At 42.4% G+C, this 25,455-nt stretch carries 26 protein-coding genes and 1 pseudogene; 17 read left to right on the forward strand and 10 right to left on the reverse strand.

Features of this window, described 5'->3' with window-relative positions; translation table 11 throughout:
- Positions 1-149 precede the first annotated feature (149 nt).
- The gene (locus tag HWQ40_RS20075) at positions 150-704 is read right to left on the reverse strand and encodes a Dps family protein (protein WP_194044835.1); all 555 of its coding nucleotides are present in this window, start codon (positions 702-704) and stop codon (positions 150-152) included.
- Between the two features lie 455 nt (positions 705-1,159).
- On the opposite strand from HWQ40_RS20075, the gene HWQ40_RS20080 reads away from it, so the two are divergent.
- From HWQ40_RS20080 to HWQ40_RS20090, 3 genes are all read left to right on the forward strand, one after another.
- Positions 1,160-1,417 (forward strand): Asr1405/Asl0597 family protein, encoded by a 258-nt coding sequence (locus HWQ40_RS20080; protein WP_292780874.1) that lies wholly within the window; start codon positions 1,160-1,162, stop codon positions 1,415-1,417.
- A 63-nt stretch (positions 1,418-1,480) separates the two neighbouring features.
- The gene (locus HWQ40_RS20085; RefSeq protein ID WP_292780877.1) at positions 1,481-2,149 is read left to right on the forward strand and encodes a (2Fe-2S) ferredoxin domain-containing protein; all 669 of its coding nucleotides are present in this window, start codon (positions 1,481-1,483) and stop codon (positions 2,147-2,149) included.
- Positions 2,150-2,440: 291 nt separating this feature from the next.
- A complete protein-coding gene (locus HWQ40_RS20090; protein WP_292780879.1) occupies positions 2,441-2,863 on the forward strand; it encodes a hypothetical protein in 423 nt (140 codons plus the stop codon).
- Between the two features lie 136 nt (positions 2,864-2,999).
- On the opposite strand, the pseudogene HWQ40_RS20095 reads toward HWQ40_RS20090, so the two are convergent.
- Positions 3,000-3,278: pseudogene (locus HWQ40_RS20095) on the reverse strand (hypothetical protein); the annotation flags it as partial.
- A gap of 166 nt (positions 3,279-3,444) precedes the next feature.
- On the opposite strand from HWQ40_RS20095, the gene tumA reads away from it, so the two are divergent.
- Together tumA and tumE are read left to right on the forward strand one after the other, a co-directional pair.
- On the forward strand, positions 3,445-3,675 hold the full coding sequence (tumA, locus tag HWQ40_RS20100; protein ID WP_292780882.1) for an antitoxin TumA: 231 nt from the start codon (positions 3,445-3,447) through the stop codon (positions 3,673-3,675).
- Positions 3,665-4,048, forward strand: coding sequence for a toxin TumE (gene tumE / locus HWQ40_RS20105; RefSeq protein ID WP_292780884.1), 384 nt, complete (start codon positions 3,665-3,667; stop codon positions 4,046-4,048). The genes tumA and tumE overlap by 11 nt, the downstream gene beginning before the upstream one ends.
- A gap of 73 nt (positions 4,049-4,121) precedes the next feature.
- Here tumE and HWQ40_RS20110 read toward each other — a convergent pair whose 3' ends face one another.
- Together HWQ40_RS20110 and HWQ40_RS20115 are read right to left on the reverse strand one after the other, a co-directional pair.
- The gene (locus tag HWQ40_RS20110) at positions 4,122-5,312 is read right to left on the reverse strand and encodes a Rid family detoxifying hydrolase (RefSeq protein ID WP_292780886.1); all 1,191 of its coding nucleotides are present in this window, start codon (positions 5,310-5,312) and stop codon (positions 4,122-4,124) included.
- Positions 5,313-5,421: 109 nt separating this feature from the next.
- Positions 5,422-5,853 carry an NUDIX hydrolase gene (locus HWQ40_RS20115; protein WP_292780889.1) on the reverse strand — a complete coding sequence of 144 codons (432 nt, stop codon included), beginning with the start codon at positions 5,851-5,853 and terminating at the stop codon, positions 5,422-5,424.
- Positions 5,854-6,054: 201 nt separating this feature from the next.
- Here HWQ40_RS20115 and malQ point away from each other — a divergent pair, with 201 nt between their 5' ends.
- On the forward strand, positions 6,055-7,563 hold the full coding sequence (gene malQ / locus HWQ40_RS20120) for a 4-alpha-glucanotransferase (protein WP_292780892.1): 1,509 nt from the start codon (positions 6,055-6,057) through the stop codon (positions 7,561-7,563).
- A 92-nt stretch (positions 7,564-7,655) separates the two neighbouring features.
- Here the strand turns inward: malQ and HWQ40_RS20125 are convergent, their stop codons facing one another.
- Together HWQ40_RS20125 and HWQ40_RS20130 are read right to left on the reverse strand one after the other, a co-directional pair.
- Positions 7,656-8,468, reverse strand: coding sequence for a RodZ family helix-turn-helix domain-containing protein (locus tag HWQ40_RS20125; RefSeq protein ID WP_292780895.1), 813 nt, complete (start codon positions 8,466-8,468; stop codon positions 7,656-7,658).
- A gap of 29 nt (positions 8,469-8,497) precedes the next feature.
- Positions 8,498-9,256, reverse strand: coding sequence for a pseudouridine synthase (locus tag HWQ40_RS20130; protein WP_292780898.1), 759 nt, complete (start codon positions 9,254-9,256; stop codon positions 8,498-8,500).
- 134 nt (positions 9,257-9,390) lie between these two features.
- On the opposite strand from HWQ40_RS20130, the gene HWQ40_RS20135 reads away from it, so the two are divergent.
- On the forward strand, positions 9,391-10,104 hold the full coding sequence (locus tag HWQ40_RS20135) for a DUF2993 domain-containing protein (RefSeq protein WP_292780901.1): 714 nt from the start codon (positions 9,391-9,393) through the stop codon (positions 10,102-10,104).
- Positions 10,105-10,234: 130 nt separating this feature from the next.
- On the opposite strand, the gene HWQ40_RS20140 is transcribed toward HWQ40_RS20135, so the two are convergent.
- Entirely contained in the window at positions 10,235-11,122 is an 888-nt protein-coding gene (locus HWQ40_RS20140; protein WP_292780947.1) for a phosphatidate cytidylyltransferase, read from the reverse strand.
- Positions 11,123-11,330: 208 nt separating this feature from the next.
- Complete coding sequence (cbiT, locus tag HWQ40_RS20145) at positions 11,331-11,933, reverse strand: precorrin-6Y C5,15-methyltransferase subunit CbiT (RefSeq protein ID WP_099100273.1); 603 nt, start codon at positions 11,931-11,933, stop codon at positions 11,331-11,333.
- A 93-nt stretch (positions 11,934-12,026) separates the two neighbouring features.
- Here cbiT and HWQ40_RS20150 point away from each other — a divergent pair, with 93 nt between their 5' ends.
- Positions 12,027-13,421 (forward strand): serine/threonine-protein kinase, encoded by a 1,395-nt coding sequence (locus tag HWQ40_RS20150; protein ID WP_292780904.1) that lies wholly within the window; start codon positions 12,027-12,029, stop codon positions 13,419-13,421.
- 81 nt (positions 13,422-13,502) lie between these two features.
- Complete coding sequence (gene tatA / locus HWQ40_RS20155; RefSeq protein ID WP_094348761.1) at positions 13,503-13,676, forward strand: twin-arginine translocase TatA/TatE family subunit; 174 nt, start codon at positions 13,503-13,505, stop codon at positions 13,674-13,676.
- 48 nt (positions 13,677-13,724) lie between these two features.
- Here tatA and cphA read toward each other — a convergent pair whose 3' ends face one another.
- Both cphA and HWQ40_RS20165 read right to left on the reverse strand, forming a co-directional pair.
- Positions 13,725-16,430: a cyanophycin synthetase gene (gene cphA / locus HWQ40_RS20160; protein WP_292780950.1), complete on the reverse strand. Its 2,706-nt coding sequence runs from the start codon at positions 16,428-16,430 to the stop codon at positions 13,725-13,727.
- Positions 16,431-16,604: 174 nt separating this feature from the next.
- Complete coding sequence (locus tag HWQ40_RS20165; RefSeq protein WP_094348499.1) at positions 16,605-17,468, reverse strand: cyanophycinase; 864 nt, start codon at positions 17,466-17,468, stop codon at positions 16,605-16,607.
- Positions 17,469-18,006: 538 nt separating this feature from the next.
- Between HWQ40_RS20165 and trmD the strand changes: the two genes are divergently transcribed.
- The 8 genes from trmD to HWQ40_RS20210 all read left to right on the forward strand — a co-directional run bounded on the left by trmD (position 18,007) and on the right by HWQ40_RS20210 (position 25,445).
- Complete coding sequence (gene trmD / locus HWQ40_RS20170; RefSeq protein ID WP_292780907.1) at positions 18,007-18,732, forward strand: tRNA (guanosine(37)-N1)-methyltransferase TrmD; 726 nt, start codon at positions 18,007-18,009, stop codon at positions 18,730-18,732.
- A gap of 41 nt (positions 18,733-18,773) precedes the next feature.
- Complete coding sequence (ispF, locus tag HWQ40_RS20175; protein WP_292780910.1) at positions 18,774-19,259, forward strand: 2-C-methyl-D-erythritol 2,4-cyclodiphosphate synthase; 486 nt, start codon at positions 18,774-18,776, stop codon at positions 19,257-19,259.
- A 54-nt stretch (positions 19,260-19,313) separates the two neighbouring features.
- A complete protein-coding gene (locus tag HWQ40_RS20180) occupies positions 19,314-19,826 on the forward strand; it encodes a hypothetical protein (RefSeq protein WP_292780913.1) in 513 nt (170 codons plus the stop codon).
- A 39-nt stretch (positions 19,827-19,865) separates the two neighbouring features.
- Positions 19,866-20,435 (forward strand): hypothetical protein, encoded by a 570-nt coding sequence (locus HWQ40_RS20185; RefSeq protein WP_292780916.1) that lies wholly within the window; start codon positions 19,866-19,868, stop codon positions 20,433-20,435.
- Between the two features lie 24 nt (positions 20,436-20,459).
- Positions 20,460-22,244, forward strand: a complete 1,785-nt coding sequence (locus HWQ40_RS20190) for an ABC transporter substrate-binding protein (RefSeq protein ID WP_292780919.1) — start codon at positions 20,460-20,462, stop codon at positions 22,242-22,244.
- A gap of 227 nt (positions 22,245-22,471) precedes the next feature.
- Positions 22,472-24,262 carry an ABC transporter substrate-binding protein gene (locus HWQ40_RS20200; RefSeq protein ID WP_292780922.1) on the forward strand — a complete coding sequence of 597 codons (1,791 nt, stop codon included), beginning with the start codon at positions 22,472-22,474 and terminating at the stop codon, positions 24,260-24,262.
- Between the two features lie 80 nt (positions 24,263-24,342).
- The gene (larB, locus tag HWQ40_RS20205) at positions 24,343-25,131 is read left to right on the forward strand and encodes a nickel pincer cofactor biosynthesis protein LarB (RefSeq protein ID WP_292780925.1); all 789 of its coding nucleotides are present in this window, start codon (positions 24,343-24,345) and stop codon (positions 25,129-25,131) included.
- A 107-nt stretch (positions 25,132-25,238) separates the two neighbouring features.
- A complete protein-coding gene (locus tag HWQ40_RS20210; RefSeq protein ID WP_292780927.1) occupies positions 25,239-25,445 on the forward strand; it encodes a hypothetical protein in 207 nt (68 codons plus the stop codon).
- The last annotated feature ends 10 nt before the right edge of the window (positions 25,446-25,455 follow it).

Consider the following 25,455-nt stretch of genomic DNA (forward strand, 5'->3'; position numbering starts at 1 on the left):
CGTTAAATATTATATAAATATGTTTACTTAGATTAAAAATGGCAGAGAAATAGGGATACCATTCTCTGCCATTTTTTATAATATTTTAATAGTTGGTGCTGCCAACTTTTTCTTTCAGTCTAGGTAGACAAATCTAGATTATGAGAATTTCAGCTTTGAGCTGCTTGGACAAACCCTAAAGTTAAGCTGTCTTTGGCGAGGAAGTGAGATAAATGATACGCACGTTCCTCAGTTTTCAACAAAATCTTTTCGTACAGATAGCGTGTGCCCCGATCGCCTAAACTCTCTGCCTGAGCGGCTTGACGACGAATTACGCCAATGATTGCTTGTTCGGCAGCTAGGTCATTTTCCACCATTTGGCGAGAGGAATATACGCCTTCAGATTCTTGCTCAAAACAGGTTAATTCTGCTAATTTGCTGAAGGTAGCTACTGGCACACCACCCAGTCCATCCAAACGTTCTCCAATTTCATGAACGTGGTCTTGTACTTGGTTGTAGCTTTCGTTAAAAAACTCATGCAGAGAATAAAATTCTGAGCCTTCAACTACAAAATGATGCTTTTGGTACTGCAAGTACAGTGCCTGGAAACTAGCTAATACAACGTTAAATCCTTCTGTAACTGGAGCTGTTACGCTGTGATCCAGCAACACAGGATTGTCATATACATGACCAAAATTCCGTAACAAAGTTTGCGTTTCAGACATTGTTCTCCTCGCTATTTAGCAATTATAGATTTTAACTGCTCATTCTTTACATATTAACATTTTCACAATCAGAGCAAGCCAATTTGCCATCACAAGATTTTGTATTTTTGTTTACTAAAAGTCTTAAGTTTATTGTTTGCTGGATTATCGTACGCTCATCAAGTTATGTATATTTCTCATTACTGTTGACATGAAAAGTTAAGTGGGCATATATTCCGAGGGGAGTGAGGAGAAATGGGGGAGTAAATGCCTCTTTGCCCTGATACTCCTCGTCATCTCCCTAATCTCCCTCATGAGATGATTGCAAGAATTTTATTTTTTTTCCAAAATTAATGAGAATTCTTTGCACTTAAGGTATGCTGGTTTTAAGACACTAGACTACTAAGACTTTCAAAAAGCAGGGAGTTAAATGGCGGTAGTTACTGCAAGTTTGTTGCACTTTGAGGGCAATTCTCTTGAAATCGTATAGTTCAGAAATACAAATAAACCACCTTGTAGAGGTGAATTGGGTAGACCGCTGGCAAGTCTATCAACGTCTAGAGGAGTTAGACATTCCCTGTAGTTGTGCGGCTAACCAGCCATTAAAAGTTGAAATTAGCAATCTGACTGCGGCTGTTCAACTTTGGAGTGTAGTACGGCGATTTACAGCCCCTCGTCAAGACCAGATTTGGACTCTTGAGTGTTGCTGGAAAAGTCGCTACCAACAGTTCTAATTTTTTTTTAGCTGCTGAGAATATCTTGCTTGATAGCTTGTATTAATTAAAAGGAGGTTAAAAATGGGTGCATCTCAGAATATGGAAGTATCAGAATTTTGCCTTGAGGGCAGATTTATAGATTTTGTTATTAAAGATGGCTATAAGCTGAAAGGTTTAGTGCTGGCGACTCATGAGGGTGAATGCTACGTTAAACTCGCTAAACATTTACGGGCTGCTTTTGACATGCGGCTACCAGCAGGTACTTGGCTACAAGTTGTTGGTTATAAAGAATACGATATAAAAAAAGACAAAGTTACACTGAAAGCTGAACGTGTGATGGCGGCGCCTTCTCAAACAGCAACAATTCAAACCATCGCAGCACCACAAGAACCTTCGTCTATTGATAATGTCAAAGTAAAACCAGCTAAGACTAAGGCCACGATTTTGGTGTGTCAAAAGTCTGATTGTATGAAACGCGGTGGTAAAGCAGTTTGTCAGGCGTTGGAGGCGGCTTTAAGCGATCGCGGTTTAGAAGACCAAGTTACAATCAAGGGCACTGGTTGTATGAAGAACTGTAAAGCTGGGCCGAATTTAGTAATGCCAGATAAAACCCGCCATAGCCGAATTCAAGCTGCACAGGTTCCAGCCTTGATGAATCAGCATTTTGGCGACAAAAATTTAGAAGCACAGCCTGAGAATTTAAGGGAAGTAGCGATATCTAATGGCAAACTTTGGGGAAGTAGTTCATAAAATCTTGACATTTGAATGAGAAAGCTTAATAATATCTTCTCAAGTGTGTTCCGTTAATACTCGGCCGTAAAATCCGCTAGAAGTTTGCAATAAAATCAAAAAACTGGCTTTAATTAAGGCCAGTTTTTTGAATGAAGAGGATTTTTATTAAGCAATTTTTAACTGGGATGCTCCCATAATTTGGAAAAATTCAAGAGAATGTGGTTGATTGATGAATACGTAGACGCACTGAGGCTTTTTGTTAGACATCGCTTACAGTGGAAGCGTCAATCATCAATGACTTAAAAACAAATGCCACACACCCCGCAGTGGATATACATCGTTTTTTTGACATTTTCTACAATAGTCATGATTTTTCTATTCCGTCATGACTGGAATCGCCTCGCTAATCTCTACAGCACCCAAGAAGCACCGCCACAAAACTTTTCGCGAATGAATAGCGGTTCTGTGGGTTTGGTGTATTACAAGGGAACTTTAAACGTTGGTACAAATTCTCAAGGGATTTATTTGACTATTTTCCCGTTATTTAGCTTTGGACTTACGCCGTTGTTGATTCCTTGGAGTGCCATTAGGAAGATTGAACCTGCTAACCAACTTTTTATTGAGCGTTTTCGTTTGTATCTTAGTTCTCTAAAAGTCAAACTGATTTTAAGCAAAGATATTTTGGAACCAGCTAAAGAATTTTTAGCCACACAGGGATTTGAGTGGATTTAGATAAATGCCGTTTTTACCTGGCTGATATCGTAGGCCTACGCCTACGCAATCCAGTTTGTCATACCAAAGGTAAAATCATCGCAATCATTTTCAAATTGGTATTAGAACCGCAAAACAGCATTGATTCCTCAACCGAAGACAACAGCACCGGATACAAGTCCTCATATATTTCCAAGTCCCGGCGCATTTCTTCTAAATCAAAGTAACGAGGCAAAAAGTTAGGGTTTTGTGTTGCCACTTGTAAGGCTTTGCTGACAAAAGCCCGACTTTTATCTCCCATCTTCAGCATTGTTCGCCGATCTTCAGGGGTCAAATCAACCAAAAACGGTAACTTTTCTCTAATTGTAGCGATCGCCTGCATGACCGCTTCTTTGTCTGCTGGGGCTAAACTGGCACTGATACGATTTTCTGCCATTTTTAATACTCCTTTAGGGTACTTAATTTCAGTATTCCCAAAGTTGTAGAAGCGATCGCGTTTGTTGAGAGGTAATTAATAGAATTTTATCTAGATTTGCAAAAAAGAGACGGGAGTTTATAAGAAGAGGCTTAGGATAAACTAATGAAACTGAATGCAGAAATAAATGCGTAAACAAATCATCGAATATACATCTCCACTAGATGCGCTGATTACCCTGACCAAACAGTTAAATACCTATGAAATAAAGTACCAAATGAATTCAGAAGATTTTTTTGCTAAATATAGCCAAGGCGAAACTTCTGACGATGAAGTGTTTGTCGAATGGGCAGCAAACTACCAACATTATCTAGCTCTACACCAAGATATAAAGAGCAAACTCAGAGATGTCGCGTAAAGTTATTCAAGCCTATTTAGATGAAGTTGAGCAAGTTTTACTCAACTGCTCTAACACATACGTTGAGGAATATAGTGCAATAATTTTAACGACAGAGAGAGTTAATCTCCGCATTAGGATACGTTTCGCTCTTAAATATTTACTGCCAGTCAGTGAAGCCTTGGTTATTGTAGATAATCAAATTACATATATCGATTACCGCTATCACTTTCAAGATGAGCAAAATAGTCTGATTTTTTGTTATGACAGTACACCACACTTTCCCAACTTGCCTACCTTCCCGCACCATAAACATCTTTTCGACAATGTAATTGCTTCTGATAAGCCACATATAGCCGATGTGCTACAAGAAGTGATGGAGTTTTTAGAGTAGAGTATGGAATTTGCGTCGCAAAACAGAACAATCAAATGTAACCGTTAAAATTTTACTCATTGTTCTATTTCTCCTAACCCCTAATCACAGCGATCGCATCAATCTCTACCAACACATCTTTAGGTAAGCGCGATACCTGCACACAAGCCCGCGCCGGAGCTGTATTTTCCGGGAAATATTTCGCATATACGGCATTCACCGCCGCAAAATCATTCATATCAGCCAAAAATACAGTGGTTTTCACCACATCTTCAAAAGTCGCACCAGCTGCTGTGAGGATGGCTTCAAGGTTAGCTAATACCTGCTCAGTTTGCTTTTTGACATCATCAGTGTAGACGACATCACCAAGGCGGGGATCGATGGCAATTTGTCCAGCGATGAATACAAATTGACCTGAAGCTGCGATCGCTTGATTATAAGGGCCCACTGGAGCGGGTGCGTTATCAGTATTAATTACTTTACGAGTCATAGATATTACTTTATTTAACGATGTTTCCTGTTTACCGATTTCCACCTCTGAGGCGATCGGTTTGTAGACTTCTCCATCTGGCATTATCGCACCAGTCAGGTCTGCATTTTGAAGATTGGCTCCGTAAAGATTTGCTCCAGTTAAGTCAGCTTTTCTAAGATTTACTCCATTCAGATTTGCTTTCATTAAATCCGCTTGTTGTAAATCCGCTCTCTCTAAATTTGTCTCTTTTAGACAGGCTTTTCTGAAACTTGTAGCTCTGAGATTTGCTGCACCTAGATCAGCCTCAGCCAGATTCATACCAGACAAATTCTTTTGAGATAAATTAACACCCCGAATTTTAGCTCCTTGCAAATTGGTATCTTTGATTTGTACATGAATTAGGTTTACTTGACTCAAATCAGCTTCAGACAAGTTAGCCCCATTTAAATTTGCATTACTAAGGTTAGCTCTCACGAGATTTGTTTTTTTCAAAGAAGCTTCAGTTAGATTGGCAGAATTTAGCGTAGCATCACTCAAATTGGCATTATCTAGGTCTACCCAACTCAAATTTAAATGAGAACTTTCCACTAAACCACTTAAGTTTGCGCTTCTCAGAGATGCCCTGGTAAGATTTGTGCTTTTGAGACATGCCTTACTCAAGTTGGCATTATTTAAATCCGCTCCCGTCAAATCTGCACTTGTTAGGTCTATCCCACTCAGATTTGCACCTTTAAGGTTTACTCCTCTCAGATTTACTGAATCAAACTTTCTTTGACCTTTTGCATATTGTTTTAAAAGTTCTTCAGCATTCATAATGCACCTTTAAATACCACTGACACAGTATAATCACAAAAACTTTGTGTCACAGGTATTCCTCTCCCCTCTTCCTTCGCGCCCTTTGCGCCTTTGCGGTTCGTCCCTCCTACCCCAACCTCGGACGTATCCCATAATGCCGATATCGCCAATAATCGCGCAAAATGCGATCGTGGTCAAAACATAAATTACCAGGGACACACCAATACTCAAAAATGCCTACACCCTTAGCATCATCTCCAGCCACAGGTTCTCCCGTAGCTGTCGCCAAAAACACAATACTAATCGTATGCTGACGCGGATCGCGATTTGGGTCAGAATATACCAGTAATTGTTCAACCAACTCCACCTGTAAACCCGTCTCTTCCTTAGCTTCTCGCCGCGCCGCCACTTCCACCGCTTCCCCATAATCTACAAAACCACCAGGAATAGCCCAACCTAAAGGTAGATTATGTCTTTCAATTAACACTATTGGCCGATGAGGTCGATCTACTAGTTCAATGATGATATCAACTGTCGGTGTAGGATTTCGGTAAGTCATAGTTATTTAGTCATTAGTCATTGGTCATTGGTCATTAGTCATTAGTCATTGGTTATTCCCAAAGCGCAAAGGACAAAAGACAAATGACAAACAAAATGAGTTTACTTGATCTCCCCTGCAAATACCGTTCAGTGATAAATTCGATGCGATCGCCTAGCGTCTCCATCAGACAATTGCTCCCTCTCATAACTCAGGTTACTTATGCCTTTTCCTAGATCCAGTGGCATTTTGCTGCATCCTACCTCTTTTCCCAGTCGATTTGGCATTGGGGATTTAGGCTTAGAAGCCTATCGCTTCATTGATTTTCTCAAAGATAGCCATCAACAATATTGGCAAGTTTTACCACTGGGGCCCACTGGATACGGCAATTCTCCGTATATGTGCTACTCGGCAATGGCAGGAAATCCTCTGCTAATTAGCCCAGAAAAACTCTTAGAAGAAGGTTTGCTATCTGAAGAAGACTTTGCTAATTTACCAGGATTTCCGGTAGAAAAGGTAGATTTCCAGCAGGTTGTGCCAATTAAGATTGGGCTACTCAAAAAAGCCTGTGACAACTTTAGAGGGAATGCTACGCCCATCCAGCAGAAAGAGTTTGCAGGTTTTTGCGAAAGTAAAGCCTATTGGCTTGATAATTACGCCTTATTTATGGCGCTGAAAGATGCCAACGAGAATGCAAACTGGCACGCATGGAAGCCTGAATTTGTCAAGCGCGACCCACAAGCATTGGAGCAAGTACAGCATCACCTCAACGGAGAGATTTATTATTACAAATTCGTCCAATTTGAGTTTTTCCGCCAGTGGTCAGAACTAAAAAGTTACGCTAATATGCGCGGCATTGACATTATTGGCGATATCCCCATCTACGTATCTCATGATAGTGCCGACGTGTGGGCGCATCCCGACATTTTTTGCTTAGACGAAGAGACAGGTGCTGCTGCTCAAATGGCAGGAGTTCCACCAGATTACTTTAGCTCCACCGGTCAATTGTGGGGAAACCCGGTTTATAACTGGGAGGAATTGCAAAAACAAGATTTTAAATGGTGGGTACAGCGCTTTGAAGCAATGCTCGATTATGTAGATATAATTCGCATTGACCACTTCCGGGGCTTTGAGGCTTATTGGTCTGTGCCCCAAGGTGAAGAAACTGCAATGAATGGTAAATGGGTGGAAGCGCCTGGAGATGCTTTTTTTGCAGCGATTAGGGAGAAGTTGGGCAAGCTACCCGTATTGGCGGAAGATTTGGGAGTAATTACACCAGAGGTAGAAGCACTGCGAGACAAGTATGAATTTCCTGGGATGAAGGTTTTGCAGTTTGCCTTTGGTTCCGATCCTGGTAATCCATTTTTACCATTCAATTACCCGCGAAATGCTGTAGTTTATACTGGTACTCACGATAATGACACAACTGTAGGCTGGTTCAATTCAGCTAATGACAACGAAAAGCATAACTTATGGCTTTATTTAGGTTGTATTAGTCCTGAAGGCATCCACTGGGATTTAATTCGCCTAGCTTTAAGTTCCATAGCCAACCAAGCGATTATTCCCTTGCAAGATGTTTTGGGATTAGGAAACGAAGCGCGGATGAATTTTCCTAGTGTTGCTGAGGGTAACTGGGAGTGGCGCTATCAAGCAGGAGCTTTAACAGACGAATTACGCGATCGCTTGAAAGTTCTTACCAGACTCAATGGACGCGCCCCAGAAGCCCAGTGAAAAGTGGGTGAGTAGGACATGGGGCATGGGACAAAGAGAATTACCATGCCCCATGCCCAATGCCCAATGCCCAATGCCCCATAACCCATATTTCAAAATTTAGGCTTGGCAGCAATTCTAACTTCTTCCTCTTTCCCTGGCTCTCCCATTTTTTTGGCTTTCTCTTGATTGACGCTCACCAACACACCACCAGCATTATCAGTTTTCACTGTCAGTTGCTCTTGGGCTTTCCAAATTCGGTGAGTTCCCTCTGGCAGAATACCCTCAAACTCGGTTTTGCCATCGGCTACTACACGAATCCAAGATGAGGCTTTCAAAGTCACACCAACCTGGACAACCTGTCCCTTTTGGACACTGCTCAGGGTATCGCTGACAGGTTGTACCTGCGTTGACTCTTTTAGTTGAGCTAGTTCTGGTTTAACAACAGACTTTTGTTTTGGATATTGCTGGTTTGGGCTATTACTTGCTTGTAGTAAGGCGTTATTTAATAACTGAGATAACCCATTTACAGAGCATACTATTAGGAATATGTAAAGAAAGTAAAGATGAATCGGACGTAGTTGAGCCAGGGGTGAAGTATTCCCCCTACTTAGAGGGCTAACTTGTGCAGAACTGACCGGAAAAGTGCCAGAAAATTCTACTCCATTCAAGCCTAGTGCATCGGCAAATTGCCTGATCAAACCCTGAATATAGACTGGTTCTGGTAGATCGTTTAAATTACCTTCTTCGATCGCCTGCAATAATCTTCGGGGAATCCTGGTCAATGCAACCACTTGCTCTAGAGATAAACCCTGTTCTTGACGCAATGCCCAAAGTTGAGCACCTAATTCTGCCAACTTTTCGGCTCGTTGTTGCTCTAATGAAAGTGATGGCTGGTGATTATTCTTCTTTCTTAGCCATTTCATGCCTACTGACACTCCTTAACTCCACTGAATCAATAATTAGGTTGCGTTATCTGATCTTGCAAAAAGTGAATCTCACGATCTTTGAGGGAACGATATTTACCCTCTGACAAAAAGGGTTGCTTTGGAGTTTGTAATTGAATTGGGCCGATAGCAGTCCGATGCAGCTTGATTACTGGGTATCCTAACTGTTCAGCTATACGGCGAATTTGGCGATTTCTTCCCTCCTGCAACACTATTTCTAAAACGCTTTGCTCGGTACGACGTTCTATTAGATGTACCTTAGCGGCCCTGGTTTTTCTACTCTCCAACATCACACCTTGACGCCACATCTGTAGTACTGTTTCTGGAGGATGTCCTTTGACCAAAACATGATATGTCTTGGAAATACTGTGACGTGGATGGGTTAATCCGAATGTCAGTTCTCCGTCATTAGTCAGGATTAATGCTCCTGTAGAGTCTGCATCTAAACGACCAACTGGGTGAATACCTGAACCCTCCCGTAATTCTTTCGGTAGTAAATCTAGGACTGTTGGTCTGCGATGAGGGTCGTAGCAAGTCGAAACCACTCCCGCTGGTTTGTGCAGCAATAGATATATTAAAGCCGGACGCTGCTTTTCGGATACAGGCTTACCATCAATTGCGATCGCATCTTTTTTGGGATCGACTTTTTGACCTAAATGTGCCAATACCCCATTAATCCGCACCCGTGAGTGCCTAATCATTTCTTCGGCTTCACGACGTGAGGCGATACCCCATTGAGCAAGAATTTTTTGTAACCGTACCTCCATGTGGAAATTGCTTATTTACTGTTATCAATTAAATGATATTTGCATTTTGTAACGAGTAGGCATAAATGTTACATTTAAAGCTTATTTAATTTCGGTTCGGTTGTTGAGCAAATACTCATAAACAGATTGGTTAAATGCCAGAGCAAAATCCCCAAACAACAAGTGGAAATAAAATCCGCATAATTACGCAGGTACTCACAACAGCAGTTAAGCTTTGGTTGAGAGCACAGGTGAGCCAAATATCGGAATTAAAAGTGGAGATTAAAGCCAGTGATCGCCAACTTTTCTCTGGACGCATTCCTTCGGTATCTATTTTTGCTACTCATGCAGTTTATCAAGGTCTCCTAATTACACAAATTCAATTAATAGCAGAAAATATTCGGGTAAATATCGGTTCCATACTCAAGGGAAAAGCCCTACGACTGTTAGAAACAGTACCAGTGGTTGGCGATTTGATCGTAGACGAGAAGGATCTTAACGCTTCTCTCTCATCAGACTTATTATCGACTGCTTTGAGCGATCTATTGGTTAAGGTTTTACCAACAGATTACTCACAGTCACAACTAATCAAGTGGCAAGAAATTTTCCTTGGGAACAACCAAATTATACTGCGAGGTTTGAGAGTCACCAATAGTGAAACAACGCCTCTAGAGATTTGTCTGGGCTTACAATTACTCAGTGGGCATGAGTTGCAACTGGTACATATCCCAATCAAGCCCGATCGGGAAGATATATTAAAGGACAATTATGAGTACAACCTGGATCTTGGCTCAGATGTCGATATCCAAGAATTAACGCTGATCCCAGGTAAGCTGGTCTGTCGTGGGCGAATTAACGTTAACCCTTGATAATGACAAATTAAAAAATATTAATACCCTATTTTAAATGATATGGCGCCTAGTGGGGACTGGGGAGCAGGGAAGCAGGGGAGCAGGGGAATAACTACACCCAATGCCCAATGCCCAATGCCCAATTCACCTATTTACTAAGTAGTGGCAAAAGTAATGTCACAAAATAGTAAACCAAAGGAGCTGTGAAAATATAACTATCGGTACGGTCTAAAATACCACCATGACCGGGGATTAACTGTCCAGAATCTTTAACTCCAGCATCCCGCTTGAGCATAGATTCTGTGAGATCCCCTAAAAGACTAGCAATACCAATCAGCAAACCCAATGCTAAACCTGTGAAGGGGGATTTAGGCAAGTGAAGATAATAGGCTCCTGCTATCGCTACAGCAACACTTGAAGTAATACCAAAGACAGCACCTTCTACAGTTTTTTTCGGGCTAATGTCAGATAAACGGGTTTTCCCAAAGAATTTGCCAATGGTGTAAGCACCGATGTCAGCTGCCCAAATACACAAAAAAGTCAGTAGTGTGGCTGTAAAACCTTGTGCTAAAGAAGCGGAATTTGCCTTTTCCCAGAAATCTGTCCAGGTCGTGGGCCAGTAACCTCCGAAAGGGAGATTACTAAAAGCAGCGCTATCAATTGCTCGTAACCGCACCCAGTAACTTGGTAAATAACCGACATAAAATAGCCCCATAATAGAAGCGGAAACATCAGCGATCGTGGCAAATTTGGGTTGAAACAGCAGGTAAAAACAAATAAGTGTGCCAGCTATTGGCATCACAGCGTCAGCTAAACTGCCATCAAGGGTACAAATCACTAGCAATACTTGGCTGACAGCCATAGTGGTTTTAGCAGCGGGAGCGATGCCTCTGGCCCGCACCAAATTAAAATATTCCTGTTGACCCAAAAAGATGATAACCGCAAAGATGATGGTAAAGTACCAACCCCCCAAAAGGGTTGCCCAAAGAGCAAGAGCGATCGCAACAATTCCACTAATAATCCGAGACCAAGGCATAGAAGTATTAAATATTGGGAATGGGGCATTGGGCATTGAGCATGGGGCATTGGGCATGGGGCATGGGGCATTGGGCATTGGGCATGGGGCATGGGGCATTAATTAATTAGTTATTCTTTTTTCCCCTGCTTCCTCTGCTCCCCCTACTTCCTCATCTCCGTTTTCCTGCTTCCTTTGCCGCCTCTTCCAATGCCCTATGCCCCATTCCCTAATCCAGTTTCTCACCACTGAGGATAAAAATGGGATCAACGGCGGTAAAGGTTTGAGAAAAGCCGCGTGTCTCTAGACGATTAACCGCAGATTGGACAACTTCGATATTTCTAGCTCTTAACAGGGAAAAGCTTTGGGAAATAGCATACAGACTTTCTAGATTAGCAGCTGTAGCTACAACCCGACCGGATGGCGGCAAATAATGCCATGCTGCTTGCAGTATTTCTTGAATGGGGCGACCTCCCTCGATACAAACGCGGTGAGGGGTAATTTTGAGGTCATGCAAACACTCTGGGGCGCTGCCTTCAACAACTTCGACATTTTTCACATCAAAGCGATCGCAGTTACGCTTGATCAGATTAGCTACTTCTTCATCCCTTTCGATAGCGATAATCTGTCCACCTGGACACAATAGCCCCACCTCTACCGGAATTGTACCTGTCCCTGCACCAATATCCCACAACACGGAATCTGATTTCAGCCGCAGTTGGGCAATCAATAGCAGTCGGACTTCTCGCTGGCTCAGGGGAATTCCTGGCAAATGCTCGAATAATTCATCGGGAATACCAGGGGTAATATAAGGCCAAAGTTGGGAGGGCATAGAACTACGCAATTATACTAAAGATATCGATTTGCCAAATTGAAAAGCTATAAGCTATAAAACTTTTCAACCGTAGCATTACAAGAAACCATAATGATTGGCGAAATATTAGGCGAACGCTACGAAGTTCAGCAGCTATTTGGAAAAAAAGCAGGGCGGCGGACGCTATTGGCTCGTGATTTGCAAACTCAGGAATTAGTTGTTATCAAATTACTCTCTTTTAGTAGTGATTTTGAGTGGGATTCCCTCAAGTTGTTTGAGCGAGAAGCTGAAACTTTAAAAAACCTAGCACATCCCTCAATTCCTGGCTATTTAAACTATTTTGAGGTAAATTTACCAACCATCAAAGGATTTGCTCTAGTACAAACTTATATAAGAGCACAAACTTTAGAGCAATGCTTAAAAACTGGGCGGACTTTTACCGAAGCTGAAGTCAAACAGATAGCCAAAGCACTTTTAGAGATTCTCGTTTACCTACATAGGCTGTATCCACCTGTAATTCACCGTGATATTAAGCCTAGCAATATTTTATTGGGGGAGCGTTCTGGAAATAGTGTCGGTCAAGTTTATTTGGTAGATTTTGGCTCAGTGCAGACAGTCCTGGCCACAGAAACCGGGACAAGAACTGTGGTAGGAACCTATGGCTATATGCCACCAGAGCAATTTGGCGGGCGCACTGTTGCAGCATCAGACCTTTATAGTTTAGGCGCAACCTTAATTTATTTAGTGACAGGTACTCACCCAGCCGATTTACCCCAAAAGGATTTTCGCATTCAGTTTGAACAATTGGCTAATCTCAGTCCCAGCTTTAGCAATTGGTTAAAGTGGATGATTGAACCTAGTTTAGAACGGCGTTTGAGTTCTGCTGAACAAACGATCGCAGCTTTAGAGAAACCACAACTGACAAACTTGCCTACTTTAGTTGTTGGCAAACCAGATGGAAGTAAGATTCAACTAACGAAAAATGGGGATTCTCTAGAAATTATCGTTCCACTAGATGGTTTTGATCCATCAATAATATTCACTGGTTTTTTTGCGATCGTCTGGAATTCATTTACCTTATTTTGGACAATCAGCACACTCTCGACACCTTTTCTTATCAACATCCTCTTTGCCTTGCTTTCACTTCCTTTTTGGGGTGTTGGCTTTGGCATGATGTATAAATTTCTCTTTAATTTATTTGGACGCATCTGCTTACGCCTGAATTCCGAACAAATTACCCTAACCTGGGAGTTGTTTGCTTGGAAATTTTATCGCCCCCGTGCATCGCCAAGACAAAGTATTACTAAGTTGGTTTACATTCCAAAACATTTTACTAAAGATTCTGAAGGCACTAGAATTGCCGTTCCAGCACAATTGGATATTTGCGTAGGAGTAAAGAAATATAGTATTGGTGGTGCGATTAAATCTGAAGCGGAACTGGAATGGCTAGCTCAGGAATTAAGCGATTGGTTAGGTTTACCAATTATTAATCCAATTAGAAGTTAGTTGCGCTCATCAGTGGCGAACTTATGGGATGCGAGCCATGAATGTCTATATTGAATTATAGGTGCCTTAGAGGAAATTTATATGTTTGGACTGGGATGGCCAGAAATAGCTGTAATTAGCATAGTCGCTATTCTAATTTTCGGCCCAAAAAAAATTCCTGAACTGGGAACTGCACTGGGCAAAACCCTACGAGGTTTTAAGGAGGAGATGAAAACTCCCAGCGAGGAAACCAATCAGGAAGAAGAAAAACAGTAATTAAAGGAGTTAGGAGGAGCCAGCGCACTGCTTTCTCCTGATTCCTGGCTACAGCAAAGTATTAACAACAGAAGAAGGCGCGATCCCATTTTGGGAATCGATGACAGTTGTGCCGGGATTTTGTTGGTGTGTCTCTTCCTTCGCTAAACCACGCAGCTTAATTAACTTAATCGCGCGAGTAACGCTTTCTGGCAAAATTACCACCAGACTGTTATCAGGAGCCATGTCTAAACCTTTATTGATCGCTTGGGTTTCATCCAGAATTGATTCATAGCGGCTATCAGGCTTAACTTCCGTGATGCCTTGAATAATCAACTGGGCAGCTGAACCCCGTAAGCGTCCCCGTGTATCATCGTCTTCTTTGATGATGATGTAATCAAAAATTTGTGCTGCTAATTTACCCAAAGTAACAAAGTCTTGGTCACGGCGATCGCCTGGCCCACCAATTACGCCAATCCGTTGTCCCGTAGTCCAGTTCCGCACAAAGGAACCTACAGCTTCGTAACTGGCTGCGTTGTGCGCATAATCCACCAAAGCGTGGTAGTTGCCTAAATTAAATAGATTCATTCGTCCCGGTGTTTGGCTAACTGAAGCCCGGAAGGTCTTTAAGCCAGCACGAATCTGCTCAATTGTGACGTTTTGCACAAACGCTGCCAAACTTGCTGCTAAAGCGTTGGCAATCATAAACGGCGCACGTCCGCCCATTGTTAAAGGTATATTTTCGGCTCTTTCTATGCGGTGTGTCCAATCACCTTTAACAATTGACAAATAGCCACTTTCATATACTGCCGCTACTCCACCCTTTTGGATGTGCTTCCGTACTAATTCCGAATCGGGGTTCATGGTGAAGTAAGCAATATTAGCCTTAGTTTTTTCTGACATGGCAGCGACGCGGCGATCGTCGGCATTAAGTACCGCATAGCCATCAGGGAATACAGCTTCCGCTACTACGCTTTTGAGGTTAGCTAACTGCTCAATGGTATCTATATCACCTATTCCTAAGTGGTCGGCGGCTACATTCAATACTACCCCTACATTTGCGGCTTCAAAGCCCAGTCCAGAGCGGAGAATGCCACCGCGAGCCGTTTCCAGTACTGCTACTTCTACTGTGGGATCTTGGAGGATGACGTGGGCACTTTGGGGACCTGTATTATCGCCAGATTCTACTAAGTAATCACCGATATATGTTCCATCAGTAGTAGTATAACCTACTACTTTTGCAGTCTGTTTATAAATATGTGCTAGTAGTCGAGTAGTGGTGGTTTTGCCATTAGTACCCGTGATGCTGAGAATAGGAATTTGGCTAGATTGCTCGTTAGGAAACAGCATATCCATCACTGCACCAGCGACGTTGCGGGGAATACCCACGCTTGGGGCAACGTGCATCCGAAAACCGGGAGCGGCGTTAACTTCGACAATCACGCCATCCACTTCCCGCAGAGGACGGCTAATATCTGTGGTGACGATATCGAGTCCGGCGATATCTAAACCGATAATCTTAACTACTCGTTGTGCCAACCAAAGATTTTCTGGGTGAATTTCATCGGTACGGTCTACGGCACTACCACCTGTACTCAAGTTGGCTGTTGCCCTGAGATAACAAATAGTACCTTTGGGTGGCACGCTATTTAGGGTGTAACCTTGCCTTTCTAGGAGCTGGTAGCTAGTGCGGTCTAGTTCAATCTTGGTCAAGACATTATCATGTCCTTCACCGCGATTTGGGTCAAGGTTTGTTTCCTCAATCAGTTCGGCAATGGTGGATCTGCCGTTGCCAATGACATGAGCCGGGACACGTTCGGCTACTGCTACTACTTTCCCATTTACGACCAGTACCCTGTGGTCACGCCCAACGTAATATCTTTCGACAATAATTGACCGGGAAACTTGTCTGGCAGCTTCGTATCCAGCTTCAGCTTCTTCCCAAGTTCTGATATCAATGGTGATCCCACGTCCATGATTGCCATCCAGAGGCTTGATGACGATGGGATAGCCGCCAACGAATTCAATGGCTTGTTCCAAATCGTCTAAGAAGTTGATTACTGTACCTCTGGGTACTGGCGCACCAGCAGCAGCAAGGATACGTTTAGTGGCTTCTTTATCGCAAGCTAGTTCTACACCCAGAATGCTGGTGTTGTCCGTCATTGTGGCCTGCATCCGCTTCTGGTTCACGCCGTAGCCTAGCTGAATCAAAAAGCGGGCTTCCAGCGACATCCAGGGAATACCTCTTTTTTCTGCTTCTTTGACGATCGCTTCTGTAGAAGGCCCTAAGGAAGCATCACGGGTAAAGTCTTTCAGGTCTTGGATATCTTGCTCTAATTCTGCCTTGGGATAACGGCCTCGATCAACGATACTCTGGCACAGCCGGACTGCGGCTCGTCCAGCGTAGCGTCCCGCTTCCTCGTTCAGATACTCGATTACTACTTGGTAAATTCCGGGTGTGGCAGTTTCGCGGGTGCGACCAAAGCCAACATGCATCCCAGCTAATTCTTGGAGTTCTAAGGCTACGTGTTCCACTATGTGGCCAATCATAGTGCCTTCTTTGACTCGCATTAGAAAACCACCGCGACAGCCAGGCGAACAATAGTGACCCTCCAGACTTGGCAGCGCCTCAACTAATCCTTCATAAAAGCCAGGGATTTCATTCGAGGGCGTCTCGCCAAGGTTTTCTAAATCGAGGCGCATGACGATCAGTTTGTGGCGTCGAATGCTCCAATAGTTTGGGCCGCGTAATGTCTGGATCTTGAGAATTCTCATGGGAATAGGTAGATGGAGATTCGGAACCAAAATTCTAGTTTCTTACTGGAATTGACCGCTAAACTGTTAGTTAAAAACAGTTTTTTCTTTTTACATGGTATTCTTATCATTTTTCTACGGTAAGAAATAATAAATGTGCGGTCAACTCAGTGTAACCTCAGATACTCTATCCCGTCAGCTGGAGATTCGGTGTACAGCAGGCAATACAGTCCGCTGGTACAAGTGGAAGCGATCGCCGTAGCTGAGGATATGGAGACGTAAATTATGCACGGTTAACGGTTCATTAGCACCGACATGGGGTTCGTTGGTGTGGGTCAGCTCAGTGGGATCGACAATGGTGACACTGCCTTTGCCCATAACTTGTAGCCAACCATCACGTTCAAACACAGCACAAGTATCTTCGTCAATGCCAATACCTAAGCGATCGGGATGAGCTGCGATCGCACTAATCAGTCGCCCCATCCGATTACGGTTGTGAAAGTGTTGGTCAACGATTACTTCCGGAATAAATCCCAAACCCGTTGCCATATCCACTAGGGAACGATTGGGCGTCTCTCCACTACCGCCGCCAGCAATCATGTGATGCCCCATCACCGCCGCTCCTGCACTGGTGCCTGCTAACGTAAGTTGCCCCGCCCTTACCCGCTGGCGAATAATTTCCATTGCTGGCGTATCTGCCAATACGCCACAAAGACGCAGCTGGTCTCCTCCTGTCAAAAATACCCCACTACAGGCTTCTAAGGATGCTTTGATCTGGGAGGCTTCACACTGTTCTCGTTCGCGGATGTCTAAAATCTCTACCTTCTGGGCACCCATTTCTTCAAAAATGCGAATATACCGACCACCGATGATGGCAGGTTCGCGAGAGGCAGATGGAATAATTGTAATATAAGCCTTACTAGCACCGGCGCGTCCAAAAAAAGTTCGTAGGATTTCGCGCCCATGAACTTTATCTTCTGCACCTCCGATAACCAGAACGGCGGTTTTTGTTGCTTGGGGTGTCCTCATTTCTAGCGATTTAGCTTGTAATTGCGGCATTTTGGTTCTCCTGTCAACAACTTCAGGTGAATTTAACAAGGTTCAGAAGCCTAATGATTTTTGCGCTTTGCTTCTTTGAGAGGACACTTTTTTGAAGTTTGGAACTGGGGAAAGCCACTCTCCAAATTCTTGCTTAACGCACACGAAACCTCAGTCTAAACGTGTTCGTTCCCATTCATCAAAGCCAGCGCCTTGTTTTTCACCTGTCCACTTGCAGCAGGGCAAAATAGTCTTTAGGGGGCTAGATTCCCACTCTTGGGTTAGGGACGAGCAGTTAAGACTACGCTTTTTTCTGAGACTGGCTCGATGCATCCTGGAAGTTGTTAACTTGATATGATTATTAATTTAAATGTAGTTGTGACAACATTTAAACATAAATTAAGTAATTAGAAAAACTTTTGATCCCATCTAAAATCCAGGAGGTCTGGTAGTTTTAGATACTATTGATAAAGTTTAACTGGAGTTTGACCCGACCTTGGCTTGCTGGTGTTTGCTAGACATTCAAATTTAAGATTAGTGTCCTCGAATACGAATAACTGTGCGCTTTGATATAGTTACGCTTTTTCCTGACTGTTTTAACTCTGTTCTCAATTCTGGGCTGCTGGGTAAAGCCTTAGCCAAACAGATTGCCGAAGTGCATCTGATTAATCCACGGGACTTTACGACTGACAAGCACCGAAAAGTAGATGATGAACCCTACGGCGGCGGTGTTGGGATGCTAATGAAGCCAGAACCTATTTTTACGGCTGTGGAGTCGCTGCCGATTCTACCCCGAAGAGAAGTAATTTTGATGAGTCCCCAGGGTCAAGCAATTAATCAACCTCTTTTGAAAGAATTGGTGACAAATTATGACCAGTTAGTAGTTATTTGTGGGCATTACGAAGGAGTGGATGAGAGGGTGCTACATTTGGTAACTCGTGAAGTATCTTTAGGCGATTTTATTCTGACTGGTGGGGAAATTCCAGCAATGGCTTTGATTAATGGCGTGGTGCGGCTGATCCCAGGAACCGTAGCCAAAACTGAGTCCCTGACAGCAGAAAGTTTTGAGGAAGGGTTATTGGACTATCCCCAATATACTCGTCCTGCGAATTTTCGCGGCTTGAAAGTGCCTGATGTCTTGCTCAGTGGGAATCATGCAGCGATCGCCCGGTGGCGTTACGAACAACAAATTCAAAAAACCCGTGATCGCCGCCCCGATCTTCTGGATAAATTGAAGCAGGAGGAGCAGGGGGAGCAGGGGAGCAGGGGAGCAGGGAGAGAATAATAATTTCTAACTCCTGACAAATGACAAATGACAAATGACAAATGACAAAAATTCGTATTGGTAATGGCTACGATATTCACCAACTGGTGAGCGATCGCGCTTTGATTTTAGGTGGAATTCAAATTCCCCATGAATTGGGTTTGTTGGGGCACAGTGACGCTGATGTGCTGACCCATGCAATTATGGATGCCATGCTTGGAGCATTATCTTTGGGGGATATTGGTCATTATTTTCCTCCTAGCGATTCTAAATGGGCGGGAGCAAATAGTTTAGGACTATTAACTCAAGTAAATCAACTGATTCAGGATCGAGGCTGGCAGGTGGGAAATATTGACTCGGTGATAGTAGCAGAACGTCCAAAATTAAAACCGCATATTCACAACATGCGCGACAAACTAGCGGCTGTTTTAGAATTAGAACCAAATCAAATTGGCATCAAAGCTACCACCAATGAAAAATTAGGACCCGTTGGACGCGAAGAAGGTATATGTGCTTATGCTGTCGTTTTGCTAGTGGCTTCAGAGTAACTTTTCTTTGAAACCATGGGTAAAGATATTGAAGACTCGCGAGGATAGAAATCAATGATTTATAGCGACAAACAAACCTTAACTTGGTGGGAATTTAGAGCCATACAAGCTACAAACATAGAAGATATAGACTTTCCTGATATTGTTGCTTTAGACAAAGAGGGACAAATTGTTCTGATAGCTGAAGTCAAAGGTTTACCATTCAATTTTAAAGAAATAAAAGCCAAAAAATATGCTATCTTGCGGCTGATTGATTACTTACAAGCAGCAAAGATAGCAATTCTCTTTGCTATGCTTGTTGATGTAAATAAAATTTTGATTTTTAAATGGGATGGCAATAATTTATCAGAGCCGATTATCAGTCTTAATACTGCTGACGTGCTTAGTCATTACGAGCCAGAATTCCGTGATAAAAGCATATTTAGTCTTTACCTTAAAGGTCTTACAGAAGCTTGGCTGCACGATTTGGCATATCATTGGAAATCGGAAATACCACCTTTCATAAAGGAAATGGCAGAAATTGGTTTATTGCAATTAGTAGAAGACGAAAGAACTGAAATTTATTAATATTGTGTAGTGATAATTTACGTTGAAACTAATTTCTTGATGAGTATTGCTAAAGGGCAAGATTCACAAGCACAAGAATTACTGCAAAATACACCCTCTTCTTTACGTCTCGTAGTGCCAAGTATTTGTTTTGTAGAATCATTGACAACATTGGAACAAGAGGAAAAATATAATCTAGATTTCCTCCGCAAGTTAGATATACAAATTAATCAAGCAGAGCGGGATAATTCAGATAATGCACGATTACTGCTGTCTCGCCTAGAACAATCAAGAACTAGCTTTTTTCAACGAAATAACGAAATTAAAGAACGTTTTGATCTAGCTTTTAATCAGCTGGCGATGGAATCAGAAATGATTACATTAAGTAAGGGTATTTTTCAAGGAACTTTAAATAGAGCAATTTTGGAGAAGCACATTATATATAGAATAATATTGGAGTGTATAATTTTTCATGCTGGCTTACATCCTAATAAAAACAAATTATTTTTAAGTAGCAATTCTAAAGAATTCGGCAGACGTGAAGTTATGGAGGTTTTACGAGATACTGATATTCAGTATTTCAATAAAACTCAAAACTTCCTTGGTTGGCTACAATCTCAATCACATTAATTACACTATTCGTGTATTGAAATTATGAAATTTTTGAGAACAATATTTTTAGCAATTAAACATTTTTGGTTGCCAATAATTTTGACTTCAGCAATAGCAGTTACAGTTACCGCCTGCAACCCAGCTAATTTCAAAAGCGCAGCCGCTGAAGTATCTCAATTAGTAGATAGTATTCTCAGTGACCCCAAAACCTTTAACTACCCGCTCAGTCAAGAGTCTCCCAATGTTTTTGGTCTAATTTATGAGGGATTAACTACCCAAAACCCCATAACCGGCAAAATGGAGCCAGACTTAGCAGAATCGTGGCAAATTTCTGATGATAAATTGCAGTTTATTTTTACTTTGCGTGAAGGATTGAAATGGTCTGATGGACAGCCACTAACAGCAGATGATGTGGTGTTTACCTATAATAAAATTTATCTGAATGAGGCAATTCCCACAGATGCTAGAGATGTCCTGCGAATTGGTGAAAGTCGGGCATTTCCTAAGGTGCAAAAAATCGATAATCAAAGAGTTAAATTTACTAATCCAGAACCGTTTGCGCCGTTCTTGGGAACTATAGGATTACCAATTTTACCTGCCCATAGCTTAGAAAAATCTGTAAATACAAAAGACCAGGAGGGTAAGCCAACATTTCTATCAATGTGGGGCGTTGATACTCCTCCCGATCAAATTGTTGTTAACGGTCCTTATAAGTTAGAGCGCTATGACACAAGTCAACGTGTAATTTTCCGGCGCAACCCTTACTATTGGCGCAAAGGATCAAAAGGAGAACCCCAACCTTATATTGAACGGATAGTGTGGCCAATTGTGGAATCAACAGATACTTCACTGCTACAATTCCGTTCTGGCAGTTTAGATATTGAAGGAGTTTCACCAGAATACTTTTCTTTGCTGAAGGCGCAAGAAAAGCAGGGTAATTTTAAAATTTACAATGGTGGTCCAGCAAGTGGTACGACGTTTATTTTGTTTAATTTGAATAAAGGTAAAAGGGATGGAAAACCCCTGGTAAATCCAGTAAAATCGAGTTGGTTCAACACTGTGGAATTTCGGCAGGCAGTAGCTTATGCTATTGATCGCCAAACAATGATTAACAACACTTTTCGCGGTTTAGGTACTCCACAAGATTCATCAATTTCTGTGCAAAGCCCCTATTACCTTTCACCTAAAGAAGGGCTAAAAGTTTATAATTACGATACGCAAAAAGCGAAAGAACTGCTATTAAAAGCAGGATTCAAATATAACGACAAAAACCAACTAATAGATGCTCAGGGGAACCGCGTCCGCTTCTCGTTGCTCACTAATGCTGGGAACAAGATCCGCGAAGCAATTGGCTCGCAGATTAAACAAGACTTGAGTAAAATCGGGATTCAAGTCGATTTCACTCCACTGGCATGGAATACTTATACAGATAAGCTTTCTAACTCCTTAGACTGGGAAGCTTCGATGCTGGGTTTGACAGGTGGATTAGAACCGAATGATGGGGCTAACGTCTGGTCTCCCGAAGGTGGATTGCATATGTTTAATCAAAAACCCCAAGCAGGACAAAAGCCGATTGAGGGTTGGGAGGTGGCTCCTTGGGAAGCAGAAATTGGTAAGCTTTATATTAAAGGAGCAAGGCAGTTAGACGAAGCGAAGCGAAAAGAAATTTATGCCGAAACCCAACGGATTACCCAGGAAAATTTACCGTTTATTTATCTAGTTAACCCCTTGTCACTGTCAGCTGTACGTAATCGTTTTCAAGGGATCAGATTCTCTGCCCTTGGTGGCGCATTCTGGAACATTTATGAAATTAAAGTAATTGATTAGTCATTAGTCATTAGTTGTCCATTAACTAATGGTTAATTACAAATAACGAAGGACAAAGGACAAAAGACTAATTACCGATGAAAAAGCTTTGCGATCGCTCTTAGAAGCGGTTGCCAATGGTAAAGCTACCTCAGATATAGGATTAGACGCACTTGAATCTTTGTCCTATAAACCTGCGGGTGAATTTATTGATCATAATTAGACAGAATTCCAGTAAATTGAATTCTATGAAATCACCCTCCATCTTTTTTGCAATTAGGCGTTTTTGGTTGCCAATAATTCTGACTTCAGCAATAGCACTTACAGTTACCGCCTGCAACCCAGCTAACTTCAAAAGTGCAGCTGCTCAAGTGCCGCAAGTTGTCACCGCAGTTTTGAGTGAGCCTTCAACTTTTAACTATGCTTTAAATGAATCAGCATATAGCGTTTTTAGCTTCATCTATGACTCATTGATTAATCAGAATCCCCTAACCACAAAACTAGAGCCTGCTTTAGCAGAGGACTGGGAAGTTTCTGAAGATGGTCAACGGATTGTGATCACTCTGCGAGAAGGAATTAAGTGGTCAGATGGTCAGCCAATGACTGCTGATGATGTTGTCTTTACTTATAACGAAATCTATCTCAACCCCAAAATTCCCACCTCTACCAAGGATACCCTAAGAATTGGTGATAAGGGCACTTTGCCAAAGGTCAAAAAAATCGATGAGCGCCGAGTTGAATTCAGTATACTAGAACCCTTTGCTCCTTTTTTAAGATATGTAGGTGGTATCCCAATTATGCCAGCCCATGCTCTACAGAAAGCAATTCGCACAGTTGGATCTGATGGAAATCCTAAGTTTCTCTCAATGTGGCGAACAGGCACTGATCCGAAACAAATTGTTGGTAACGGCCCATATATCATGGAAAGTTACGTTTCCAGTCAGCGAATTATATTTCGGCGTAATCCATATTACTGGCGCAAAGATGCTCAGGGTAATTCTCAGCCTTACATTGAGCGTATTGTTTGGCAAATTATTGAATCTACTGAAAACCAGTTGATTAGTTTTCGCTCTGGGCAGTTGGATGATTTAGAAGTTCCTCCTGAAGGTTTCAGTTTGCTGAAGCGAGAAGAAAAACGGGCGAAGTTTAAAATTTATAACGGTGGACCAGGTACAAGTACGAGTTTTATTGCTTTCAATCTGAGTAAAGCAAAGAATTCTCAGGGTAAACCTTTTGTAGACCCAATTAAATCTATATGGTTTAATAAAAAGGAATTCAGGCAGGCTATAGCCTACGCCCTCGACCGCGAAACCATGAAAACAAATGCTTATCGGGGACTGGGTGAACTGCAAAATTCATTTGTTTATGTCAAAAGTCCCTACTTCCTGACTCCAGAAAAAGGGTTAAAGGTATATAATTACGAGCCAGATAAATCAAAGAAATTACTGTTACAAGCTGGGTTTAAATATAATGACCAAAATCAGCTTTTAGATGCTAATGGTAACAGAGTCAGATTTACACTCTTAACGAATTCGGAAAGAAAAGTTAGAGGAGATATGGCATCCCAAATCAGGCGGGATCTCGCTAATATTGGGATTCAAGTAGATTTGCAAATTCTCAGCTTCAATTCCTATCTAGAAAAACTCAAAGTTACGCATAATTGGGATTGTTACCTTGGAGGATTTACTGAAGGCGGTATTGAACCCCACGGCGCTAGCAAAATATGGAGAATTACCGGTGCATCCCACGCATTTAATTTGGGGCCACAACCGGGAGATCCACCCATAATTGGCTGGGAAGTTTCCGACTGGGAAAAGCAAATTGACAGCCTTTACATTAAAGGCGCACAGGTATTAGATGAAAGCAAGCGCAAGGAAATTTATTACGAATATCAGCGCATCGCCTCAGAACAATTGCCGTTTATTCATTTAGTGGAGAGGTTGAATCTGCAAGCAGTGCGCGATCGCTTCCAAGGAATTAAATATACTGCTCTTGGTGGCCCATTTTGGAATCTCTATGAACTAAAAGTAACTGATTAGGTATTGGGCATGGGGCATTGGTTATTCGCAGAGTAAGAATGACAAGTGACAATTGATAAAGGACAAAGGACAAATAACCAATGACCGATGAAAAAACCTTGCGATCGCTACTCGTTGCGGTTGCTAATGGTAAAGTTACGCCAGATACGGCATTAGACTCACTCAAAGACTTGGCTTATGAATCTGTGGGTGAGTTTGCCAAAATTGACCACCATCGCCAGCTAAGAACTGGTTTCCCAGAGGTGATTTGGGGGCCTGGTAAGACGCCCGACCAAATTGCTCAAATTATGGAAGTGATGCGCCTGCGCAACCCGGTGGTGATGGCAACCCGCATTGAACCAGCAGTTTATGCCGCACTGGAATCAAAAGTTAGCGGTTTGCGATATTACGAATCGGCGCGAATTTGTGCGATCGCTCCACCTACCATCGAACCACAATTCTGGGGTGAGATCGGTATTCTTTCTGCTGGTACCGCCGATTTACCCGTTGCGGAAGAGGCATCTGTCACCGCTGAACTTTCTGGTTTTCGCGTCCAGCGCCTCTGGGATGTTGGCGTTGCTGGGATTCATCGTTTGCTGAGTAACCGCCACCTGATTGAGTCAGCATCGGTGTTGATTGTTGTAGCGGGGATGGAAGGCGCTTTACCCAGCGTTGTCGCTGGTTTAGCGAGTTGTCCTGTAATTGCTGTACCCACCAGCATTGGTTATGGCGCAAGTTTTGGTGGTTTAGCACCACTATTGACAATGCTTAACTCTTGTGCTGCGGGAGTAGGTGTAGTGAATATCGATAATGGTTTTGGTGCAGCAGTTTTGGCGGGACAGATTTTGCGGACTGCCGAGAAATTGCGGTTGGCATCAGCTACATCTTGAGTTAAGACATTGAAGTTACATCCAAATATTTCAGTAAATATCAGTAATTAATGTAAATAATAAACTGATGCTGAAATTTGCCACCCCTAACTTCTTAATCACCAAAGATGAGCAATTACAGCGATTTGACATCTCAGTTACTTTGGCATTTGCCTGTAAATTGGACAGCATTAGCACAAACAATCACCGATCCAAACGTTATGGGTCAGATGCAAAAAGCTTGGAGCCACTTTATACAAACAGGTCAAGTGTGGGCATTGTTGATTGGTTTAGTCATTGGCTATATGATTCGGAATCTAACTAGCTACGGTTAAATTTAAAAGT

Source organism: Nostoc sp. NMS9 (assembly GCF_017114995.1).
GTDB lineage: Bacteria > Cyanobacteriota > Cyanobacteriia > Cyanobacteriales > Nostocaceae > Nostoc.

Coding starts and splice junctions, on each gene's coding strand:
- larB (WP_292780925.1), top strand. CDS start 24,343: ATGACCGATGAAAAAACCTTGCGATCGCTACTCGTTGCGGTTGCTAAT.
- HWQ40_RS20085 (WP_292780877.1), top strand. CDS start 1,481: ATGGGTGCATCTCAGAATATGGAAGTATCAGAATTTTGCCTTGAGGGC.
- cphA (WP_292780950.1), bottom strand. CDS start 16,430: ATGAGAATTCTCAAGATCCAGACATTACGCGGCCCAAACTATTGGAGC.
- HWQ40_RS20115 (WP_292780889.1), bottom strand. CDS start 5,853: ATGACTTACCGAAATCCTACACCGACAGTTGATATCATCATTGAACTA.
- HWQ40_RS20180 (WP_292780913.1), top strand. CDS start 19,314: ATGATTTATAGCGACAAACAAACCTTAACTTGGTGGGAATTTAGAGCC.
- tatA (WP_094348761.1), top strand. CDS start 13,503: ATGTTTGGACTGGGATGGCCAGAAATAGCTGTAATTAGCATAGTCGCT.
- HWQ40_RS20165 (WP_094348499.1), bottom strand. CDS start 17,468: ATGCCGCAATTACAAGCTAAATCGCTAGAAATGAGGACACCCCAAGCA.
- HWQ40_RS20110 (WP_292780886.1), bottom strand. CDS start 5,312: ATGAATGCTGAAGAACTTTTAAAACAATATGCAAAAGGTCAAAGAAAG.
- HWQ40_RS20090 (WP_292780879.1), top strand. CDS start 2,441: ATGCCACACACCCCGCAGTGGATATACATCGTTTTTTTGACATTTTCT.
- HWQ40_RS20190 (WP_292780919.1), top strand. CDS start 20,460: ATGAAATTTTTGAGAACAATATTTTTAGCAATTAAACATTTTTGGTTG.
- ispF (WP_292780910.1), top strand. CDS start 18,774: ATGACAAAAATTCGTATTGGTAATGGCTACGATATTCACCAACTGGTG.
- HWQ40_RS20185 (WP_292780916.1), top strand. CDS start 19,866: ATGAGTATTGCTAAAGGGCAAGATTCACAAGCACAAGAATTACTGCAA.
- tumE (WP_292780884.1), top strand. CDS start 3,665: ATGTCGCGTAAAGTTATTCAAGCCTATTTAGATGAAGTTGAGCAAGTT.
- HWQ40_RS20210 (WP_292780927.1), top strand. CDS start 25,239: ATGAGCAATTACAGCGATTTGACATCTCAGTTACTTTGGCATTTGCCT.
- malQ (WP_292780892.1), top strand. CDS start 6,055: ATGCCTTTTCCTAGATCCAGTGGCATTTTGCTGCATCCTACCTCTTTT.
- HWQ40_RS20150 (WP_292780904.1), top strand. CDS start 12,027: ATGATTGGCGAAATATTAGGCGAACGCTACGAAGTTCAGCAGCTATTT.
- tumA (WP_292780882.1), top strand. CDS start 3,445: ATGCGTAAACAAATCATCGAATATACATCTCCACTAGATGCGCTGATT.
- HWQ40_RS20130 (WP_292780898.1), bottom strand. CDS start 9,256: ATGGAGGTACGGTTACAAAAAATTCTTGCTCAATGGGGTATCGCCTCA.
- HWQ40_RS20135 (WP_292780901.1), top strand. CDS start 9,391: ATGCCAGAGCAAAATCCCCAAACAACAAGTGGAAATAAAATCCGCATA.
- HWQ40_RS20075 (WP_194044835.1), bottom strand. CDS start 704: ATGTCTGAAACGCAAACTTTGTTACGGAATTTTGGTCATGTATATGAC.
- HWQ40_RS20125 (WP_292780895.1), bottom strand. CDS start 8,468: ATGAAATGGCTAAGAAAGAAGAATAATCACCAGCCATCACTTTCATTA.
- HWQ40_RS20140 (WP_292780947.1), bottom strand. CDS start 11,122: ATGCCTTGGTCTCGGATTATTAGTGGAATTGTTGCGATCGCTCTTGCT.
- HWQ40_RS20200 (WP_292780922.1), top strand. CDS start 22,472: ATGAAATCACCCTCCATCTTTTTTGCAATTAGGCGTTTTTGGTTGCCA.
- cbiT (WP_099100273.1), bottom strand. CDS start 11,933: ATGCCCTCCCAACTTTGGCCTTATATTACCCCTGGTATTCCCGATGAA.